This window comes from Rhizobacter sp. P3_C12, from assembly GCF_056402735.1.
The window spans coordinates 1-7,397 of the sequence record NZ_JBFUGW010000287.1; the positions used below are offsets into that span (position 1 = coordinate 1).

The following is a 7,397-nucleotide window of genomic DNA, read 5'->3' on the forward strand; positions in this document are numbered from 1 at the left end:
GCATCGAGCAGCGTCTTCAGGTGGAACGGCGTCGTCACCAGCACGCGCGGCCGCGGCAGCTGCGCCAGCACCTCGGCGATGTCGGCCGGCAGCAGCGGCTTCTCGGCGGCGAACGATGCGCCGCCCAGCATCGCGAGCAGCACCGTCGATTCGAAGCCGTACATGTGGTGCGGCGGCACGGTGCCCAGCAGGCTCACGCCGGCCAGGCTGTCGCGGCCCAGGTGGTGGGCGATGCGCGCGGCCTCGGCGCGGATGTTCTCGACCAGCAGGTCCCAGCGCTTGGCATGCCGCGTCGGCTGGCCGGTGGAGCCGGAGGTCAGCACCTGCGCGACGATGGTGCCGGGGGCGAAGCGCGGCGTGTCGGTGATGGTGTCGGCGCGGCCGGGCGCGATCTCGTCGAAGCTCAGCGAGGGCAGGGCGTGCGGCCCGGCACCGGCTTCCAGCAGGCCGTGCGTGCGCGGGAACAGGCCGAGCAGCCGCGCCACCATGTCCGGCGTGTGGTTCGGCGGCATCAGGTTGAAGCGGCCGCGCAGCATCGCCGCGCCGAGCGACAGCGCGAAGCGGTAGCGGTCGTTGCAGACGGCGAGCAGGGCGTCGCCGTCGGGCAGGTGTTCGGCCAGCGCGGCGGCGTCGGCGAGGTACTGGCGGCGGCTGATCGGCACGCCGGCGCGCCAGGCGAGCGGCGCGTCGAGCGGCGCGCCGGCCAGCAGCGGCAGCGGGGTGTGCTCGCTCATCGCGGGGTGTCGGCGGCTGCGGCGCTCGCGCGGTAGGCGCGCACGGCATCGAGGAAGGCGACGCGGTCGAACTCGGGGTGCAGGCGGTAGCGCAGCAGGTACTCGACGGCGAACATCGCGACCAGCGAGACCGGCGTCAGCACGTTGGCGAACAGCGACCAGGCCGCGAGCGGGGCGAGTGCGAACTGCACGAAAGCGAACAGCAGGAACGAGGTGCCGGCGATCGCGACGAAGTAGATCGTCCAGGCCAGCGTGACGTGCCGCGTGTAGACCACCATGGTCGGCTGCATCGGGTTGTGCAGGCGGCGCGCCAGTTGCGTGATGAAGGGCTCGCGCCCGGCGCGCAGCGTGCGGCYGAACCACCCCGCGAGCCCGAGGTGGATGCCGGCATGCTGGGCCAGGTAGAGCCACGAGACCGGCAGCCGCGAGCCGTTCAGCAGCACCGCGACGGCGACCCCCGCCAGCCCCAGCGCGACGAGCCGCTGGCCCGCATGCCACAGGCCCCACAGCRCGGCGCCGACCATCGGCCCGAGCAAGGTGAGCAGTGCGGGAACGGAGCCGGCGTCGCGGCTCACGAGATGGTGCGCGAGCAGCGCATACGCCCCGAGGCCGACGGCGGCCAGACCCCAGCGGGCGCGTGCGCTCATCGTGTCACTGCGTACGGTGTGCCGCGATGTGGCCGGCCAGGCTGCGCAGCGACGAGAAGATGCGCAGGTTGTCCTCGTCGCCAGAGCGCAGCTGGAAGCCGTAGCGCTTGGACACGACCAGCGCCAGCTCGAGGATGTCGATCGAATCGAGACCGAGGCCTTCGCCATACAGCGGCGCATCGGGGTCGATGGCGCCCGGGGCGATCTCCAGGTTGAGGGACTCGACCAGGAGCGTGCCGACTTCCGGCAACAGAGAGATGTCAGCTGAACTCATGCGGTCTCGGGATACTCGTGCAGTGGGGTCCGCACGATCAAAGTGCGCGATTTTAGCGGAGCCGGCTTGCGGCTTCCGTCACAGGCCGTACCATCGCCCGACCCTGGCCCCTCGTCTGCCGCCCATGCCCGATCGCGCTCCGCCCGCACGCCTCTCGCCTGAGCCGCCCGGACCCGGCCCTGCCGTGGTGCACCTGCCGCACAGCGCGCTGAACGATTACTACCCCGATGGCGACGTGCAGGCCCGCGAGCGCTTCATCCGCACCGCCTTCGACGACACTGCCGGCGACTACAACCGGCTCGAACGCATCCTCGGACTGGGCACCGGCTCGTGGTACCGCCGCCAGGCGCTGCTGCGCGCCGGCCTGGCGCCCGGCATGCAGGTGCTCGACCTCGGCATGGGCACCGGGCTGGTCTCGCACGAGATCCTGCACGTGACGAACGAGCCGCAGCGGCTGATCGGCGTCGACCCGAGCCCGGGAATGATGGCGCAGGCGCACCTGCCGCCCGAGGTGCGCTGCCTCGAGGGCCGGGCCGAGGCGCTGCCGGTGCCGGACGCGAGCGTCGATTTCCTGGTGATGGGTTATGCGCTGCGCCACATCGAGGATTTCTCGGTCGCCTGCGCCGAGTTCCGCCGCGTGCTGAAGCCGGGCGGGCGGCTGCTGATCCTCGAGATCACCAAACCGGCCGGGCGATTCAGCACCGCACTGCTCAAGCTCTACATGCGCGGCGCGCTGCCGCTGCTGGCGCGCGTCGTCTCGAAGGCCGAGGGCACGCCCCGGCTGTGGCGCTACTACTGGGACACCATCGCCGCCTGCGTGGCCCCGGCCGAGGTGGTGGCCACCTTGCGCGCGGCCGGCCTGCACGAGGCGGGCCGCCATGTGGAACTCGGCATCTTTTCGGAATACGGAGCTCGCGGCTGATGAACCTGCCTTCCCACCAACTGACGATGACGGTGCTGATGACGCCCGACATGGCCAATTTCACCGGCAACGTGCACGGCGGCAGCATCCTGAAGCTGCTCGACCAGGTGGCCTACGCCTGCGCGAGCCGCTATGCGGGGCGCTACGTGGTGACGCTGTCGGTCGACCAGGTGACCTTCCGCCAGCCGATCCACGTCGGCGAGCTGGTCACCTTCCTCGCGTCGGTGAACCACACCGGCAACACCTCGATGGAGATCGGCATCAAGGTCATCACCGAGAACATCCAGACGCAGCTGGTGCGGCATGCCAACAGCTGCTTCTTCACGATGGTCGCGATGGACGACGAACGCCGGCCGGCCACGGTGCCGCCGCTGGTGCCGGTGTCGCCGGACGAGATCCGCCGCAGCAAGGCGGCCCAGGTGCGGCGCCAGCTGCGCCAGGAGTTCGAGAAACGCGCGACCGCGATGACCTCCTGACGCGCATCCCGCGCTTGAAGACTTGACGGCGTCAGATGGCTGGCGCACAACAGCGCCCTTGTCAACAACGAAGGGAGTGATGATGAACCTGACGAAGCGGGCTGCGGCCGAACTGATCGGAACCTTCTGGCTGGTGCTGGGGGGCTGCGGGAGCGCGGTGCTGGCAGCGGCGTTCCCGAACGTGGGCATCGGCCTGCTGGGGGTCTCGCTCGCGTTCGGGCTGACGGTGCTGACGATGGCCTTCACGATCGGCCACATCTCCGGCTGCCACCTGAACCCGGCGGTGTCGATCGGCCTGGTGGCCGGCGGTCGCTTCAAGGCGTCGGAGTTGCCGGCCTACATCGCGGCGCAGGTGATCGGTGGCCTGCTGGGCGCGGCCGTGCTGTACCTGATCGCGAGCGGCAAGGCCGGCTTCAGCCTGGCCGGCGGGCTGGCGTCGAACGGCTTCGGTGAACACTCGCCGGGCGGCTATTCGGTGATGGCAGCGTTCGTCTGCGAGGTCGTGATGACCGGCATGTTCCTCGTGATCATCATGGGCGCGACCGACAAGCGCGCGCCGGCTGGCTTCGCACCGATCGCGATCGGGCTGGCGCTCACGCTGATCCACCTGATCAGCATCCCGGTGACCAACACCTCGGTGAACCCGGCGCGCAGCACCGGGCCGGCGCTGCTCGTCGGCGACTGGGCGCTGGCGCAGCTGTGGCTGTTCTGGGTCGCCCCGATCGGCGGCGCGGTGATCGGCGGGGTGCTGTACCGCTGGCTGGGCGGGCCGGACGACAAGGCCTGACATCGTTCTTTACACGCGGGCGGCCAACCCGCGTGCCGGCTGCGGCGTTGCTCCGGAGTGGCGCCGCGTCCGGCGCCCGGAGATGTCGATGAACCCGAAGCTCGCGCTGACGCGGCTCGCGTTGCTGGCCCTGGTGGGCAGCACCTTGTCCGGCTGCATCGTCTACCCCCGGCCGTACCACGAGCGGCCCTATTACGGGCCGCCGCCCGGGCCGCCACCGGGTGCGGGGGTCGTCGTGCCGCAGGCACCGCCGCCTCCGCGTTACTCGTACTACGACAACGGCCGCGGCCAGGTCACCAACATCGAGGTGCTGCGCCAGTACGAGCGGCCGACCGGCGGCGGGGCGGTGCTGGGCGGCATCGTCGGTGCCGCGGTGATCGGCGCGGTGATGGGCGGGCGCGGCGCGGGCGTCGTCGCCGGGGCGGTGGGCGGGGCGATCGTCGGCAACGAGATCGAGCGCAACCAGACGCCGGCCTGGGACACGTTCCGCATCACGGTGCGACTGGACAGCGGCGTGTGGCGGCAGTTCGTCGTCACGCAGCCGAACGGCCTGCGCGTGGGCGACGCGGTGCGCGTCGAGGGCCCCCGCATCTTCCCCGGCTGATCTACAATCCCGGCTCCCACGAGCAGAGCAAGCAAGGAACGAGGAAGGCATTATGGTTATGACACCGCGAACTACGCCGATTTCCACGAAGGTTTAGTCGGCCGCGGCTCGTCACGTCTTTACTCGTCATCTCTCTCGAAGCGCGGCTCACCCCCGCGCTTTTTTGTTTTCAGGAGCTCTCCCCCATGATTTCAGTCCAGTTGCCCGACGGTTCCCGACGCGAGTTTCCCGGCCCGGTGACGGTGGCCGAGGTGGCGGCCTCCATCGGCACCGGTCTCGCGAAGGCGGCGCTCGCCGGGCGCGTCGGGCAGGGCGATGCGGCACGCGTCGTCGACACCAGCTACCGCATCGAGGCCGACACGGCGCTCGCGATCGTCACCGACAAGGACCCCGACGGGCTCGAGGTGATCCGCCACTCGACGGCCCACCTGCTGGCCTATGCGGTCAAGGAGCTGTTCCCCGAGGCGCAGGTCACGATCGGCCCGGTGATCGAGAACGGCTTCTTCTACGACTTCTCGTACAAGCGCCCGTTCACGCCCGACGACCTGGCGGCGATCGAGGCCAAGATGGGCGAACTCGCGAAGAAGGACGAGCGCGTCGAGCGCCGCGTGCTGCCGCGCGACGAGGCGGTGGCGTACTTCAAGAGCCTGGGCGAGCACTACAAGGCCGAGATCATCGCCAGCATCCCGGCCAACGAAGACGTCTCGCTGTACCGCGAAGGCAAGTTCGAGGATCTGTGCCGCGGCCCGCACGTGCCGAGCACCGGCCGGCTGAAGCACTTCAAGCTGATGAAGGTGGCCGGCGCCTACTGGCGAGGCGACCACCGCAACGAGATGCTGCAGCGCATCTACGGCACGGCCTGGGCCACCAAGGACGAGCTGCAGCAGTACCTGCACATGCTCGAAGAGGCCGAGAAGCGCGACCACCGCAAGATCGGCCGTGAGCTCGACCTGTTCCACCTCGACGAGCACGCGCCCGGGCTGGTGTTCTGGCACGCCAAGGGCTGGGCGGTGTGGCAGCAGGTCGAGCAGTACATGCGCGCCGTCTACCGCGACAACGGCTACCAGGAAGTGAAGGGCCCGCAGATCCTCGACCAGGGCCTGTGGGAGAAGACCGGCCACTGGGGCAACTACCGCGACAACATGTTCGTGACCGAATCGGAAAAGCGCGACTACGCGCTGAAGCCGATGAACTGCCCCGGCCACGTGCTGATCTTCAACTCGCAGATGCGCAGCTACAAGGACCTGCCGATCCGCTACGGCGAGTTCGGCCAGTGCCACCGCAACGAGCCGTCGGGCGCGCTGCACGGCATCATGCGGGTGCGCGGCTTCACGCAGGACGACGGCCACATCTTCTGCACCGAGGACCAGATCCTCGACGAATGCGTGGCCTACACCGAGCTGCTGCAGAAGGTCTACAAGGATTTCGGCTTCACCGACATCATCTACAAGGTCGCGACGCGGCCGGAGCACCGTGTCGGCTCCGACGCGTTCTGGGACAAGGCCGAGTTCGCGGTGATGGAGAGCCTGCGCCGCTCCGGCTGTGAGTTCATCATCGCCCCGGGCGACGGCGCCTTCTACGGCCCGAAGATCGAATACACGCTGAAGGACGCGCTGGGCCGGCAGTGGCAGTGCGGCACGATGCAGGTCGACTACAACACCGCCGAACGCCTGAGCGGCGAGTACGTGACCGACACCAGCGGCCGCGCCCACCCGGTGATGCTGCACCGCGCCATCATCGGCAGCTTCGAGCGTTTCATCGGCATGCTGATCGAACATCATGCCGGCGCGCTGCCGGCGTGGCTCGCGCCGGTGCAGGTCGTGGTGGCCAGCATCACCGAAGCACATGCCGACTACGCCCGGGAAGTGGCGAAAACACTTCAAAAACAAGGAGTTAGGGCGGAGAGTGATTTGCGCAATGAAAAGATCACGTATAAAATCCGCGAGCATTCCTTGCAAAAGGTCCCGTTCATCCTTGTCGTCGGCGAGAAGGAGAAGGCAATCGGGGCTGTTGCGGTGCGTGCCCGCGGCAACCAGGATCTCGGCGTGATGCCCTTGGACGACTTCTCGAAGAAGCTCGCCAGCGACATCGCCAACCGGGCCTGAAGTTAGGCAACTCCTGCCCGCAGGCGTTCATCGACATCCAAAGTTTGGGCTCCGCTGCCTCGGGGTCCGGTGAAAGGTAAGAACCATCGCTACTTTTGCTGACCGTCGCACTCCCAATGTGGAGCGCAAGCACCGCCTCAATCGCGAAATCATGGCGCCAGAGGTGCGGCTCAACGGTGTAGAGAACGAACCGCTCGGGATCGTKAACATCCAGGAAGCCCTGCGCATGGCAGGCGAACTGGACGTCGATCTGGTCGAAATCGCTGCGCAGGCCGATCCGCCGGTCTGCCGCCTGATGGACTACGGCAAGTTCAAATACCAAGAGCAGAAACGGGCAGCGGAAGCGAAGTCCAAACAAAAGGTCATCGAGATCAAGGAAGTCAAGTTCCGTCCGGGCACGGACGAGGGCGACTACCAGATCAAGATGCGCAACCTGCGCCGTTTCATCGAGGAAGACGGCGACAAGGGCAAAGTCACGCTGCGCTACCGCGGCCGCGAGATCACCCACCAGGACATCGGCATGCGCCTGCTGGAGCGCATTCGCGACGAACTGGCCGATGTGGCCGTCGTCGAGAACATGCCGAAGCTCGAAGGGCGCCAGATGATCATGGTGCTCGGCCCGAAGAAGCGCTGAGACCGAATAGCGTCGAAGTTTTGAGAGTTCAGCGCGCCGGTCTGGTCACCGGCGCGTTGCAAGAAGCCCCTCCAGGCCAACAACACCGCAAGTTCTTTGCGGGCGCCTGGTGGAGCAACGAAAAAGGAGCAGTCATGCCCAAACTGAAGACCAAGAAGAGCGCAGCGAAGCGTTTCCGCGTCCGTCCGGGTGGCACCGTCAAGCGGGGCCAGGC

At 68.0% G+C, this 7,397-nt stretch carries 10 protein-coding genes; 7 read left to right on the plus strand and 3 right to left on the minus strand.

Annotation, left to right across the window (positions count from 1 at the left end; translation table 11 throughout):
• The 3 genes from AC1DXV_RS28540 to AC1DXV_RS28550 all read right to left on the minus strand — a co-directional run.
• On the minus strand, positions 1-734 hold a 734-nt coding region (locus AC1DXV_RS28540), incomplete at its 3' end, for a class I adenylate-forming enzyme family protein (RefSeq protein ID WP_477936778.1).
• On the minus strand, positions 731-1,381 hold the full coding sequence (locus AC1DXV_RS28545; RefSeq protein ID WP_477936780.1) for a COG4648 family protein: 651 nt from the start codon (positions 1,379-1,381) through the stop codon (positions 731-733). The genes AC1DXV_RS28545 and AC1DXV_RS28540, both read right to left, overlap by 4 nt.
• Before the next feature lie 4 nt (positions 1,382-1,385).
• Positions 1,386-1,655 (minus strand): phosphopantetheine-binding protein, encoded by a 270-nt coding sequence (locus AC1DXV_RS28550; protein ID WP_477936782.1) that lies wholly within the window; start codon positions 1,653-1,655, stop codon positions 1,386-1,388.
• Between the two features lie 124 nt (positions 1,656-1,779).
• Here AC1DXV_RS28550 and AC1DXV_RS28555 point away from each other — a divergent pair, with 124 nt between their 5' ends.
• The 7 genes from AC1DXV_RS28555 to AC1DXV_RS28585 all read left to right on the plus strand — a co-directional run.
• Entirely contained in the window at positions 1,780-2,577 is a 798-nt protein-coding gene (locus AC1DXV_RS28555) for a class I SAM-dependent methyltransferase (protein ID WP_477936784.1), read from the plus strand.
• Positions 2,577-3,053: an acyl-CoA thioesterase gene (locus AC1DXV_RS28560; protein WP_047511783.1), complete on the plus strand. Its 477-nt coding sequence runs from the start codon at positions 2,577-2,579 to the stop codon at positions 3,051-3,053. The genes AC1DXV_RS28555 and AC1DXV_RS28560 overlap by 1 nt, the downstream gene beginning before the upstream one ends.
• An 82-nt stretch (positions 3,054-3,135) precedes the next feature.
• The gene (gene aqpZ, locus AC1DXV_RS28565; RefSeq protein WP_477936786.1) at positions 3,136-3,840 is read left to right on the plus strand and encodes an aquaporin Z; all 705 of its coding nucleotides are present in this window, start codon (positions 3,136-3,138) and stop codon (positions 3,838-3,840) included.
• 88 nt (positions 3,841-3,928) lie between these two features.
• Positions 3,929-4,444, plus strand: a complete 516-nt coding sequence (locus AC1DXV_RS28570) for a glycine zipper 2TM domain-containing protein (RefSeq protein ID WP_477936788.1) — start codon at positions 3,929-3,931, stop codon at positions 4,442-4,444.
• A 185-nt stretch (positions 4,445-4,629) separates the two neighbouring features.
• Complete coding sequence (thrS, locus tag AC1DXV_RS28575; protein ID WP_477936790.1) at positions 4,630-6,549, plus strand: threonine--tRNA ligase; 1,920 nt, start codon at positions 4,630-4,632, stop codon at positions 6,547-6,549.
• A 118-nt stretch (positions 6,550-6,667) separates the two neighbouring features.
• Positions 6,668-7,183: a translation initiation factor IF-3 gene (infC, locus tag AC1DXV_RS28580; RefSeq protein WP_255358641.1), complete on the plus strand. Its 516-nt coding sequence runs from the start codon at positions 6,668-6,670 to the stop codon at positions 7,181-7,183.
• Between the two features lie 134 nt (positions 7,184-7,317).
• On the plus strand, positions 7,318-7,397 hold an 80-nt coding region (locus AC1DXV_RS28585), incomplete at its 3' end, for a 50S ribosomal protein L35 (RefSeq protein WP_477936792.1).

Excerpts from the sequence above, each read along its gene's own strand:
- thrS (WP_477936790.1), top strand. The coding sequence starts at position 4,630 with ATGATTTCAGTCCAGTTGCCCGACGGTTCCCGACGCGAGTTTCCCGGC.
- aqpZ (WP_477936786.1), top strand. The coding sequence starts at position 3,136 with ATGAACCTGACGAAGCGGGCTGCGGCCGAACTGATCGGAACCTTCTGG.
- AC1DXV_RS28570 (WP_477936788.1), top strand. The coding sequence starts at position 3,929 with ATGAACCCGAAGCTCGCGCTGACGCGGCTCGCGTTGCTGGCCCTGGTG.
- AC1DXV_RS28560 (WP_047511783.1), top strand. The coding sequence starts at position 2,577 with ATGAACCTGCCTTCCCACCAACTGACGATGACGGTGCTGATGACGCCC.
- AC1DXV_RS28555 (WP_477936784.1), top strand. The coding sequence starts at position 1,780 with ATGCCCGATCGCGCTCCGCCCGCACGCCTCTCGCCTGAGCCGCCCGGA.
- AC1DXV_RS28550 (WP_477936782.1), bottom strand. The coding sequence starts at position 1,655 with ATGAGTTCAGCTGACATCTCTCTGTTGCCGGAAGTCGGCACGCTCCTG.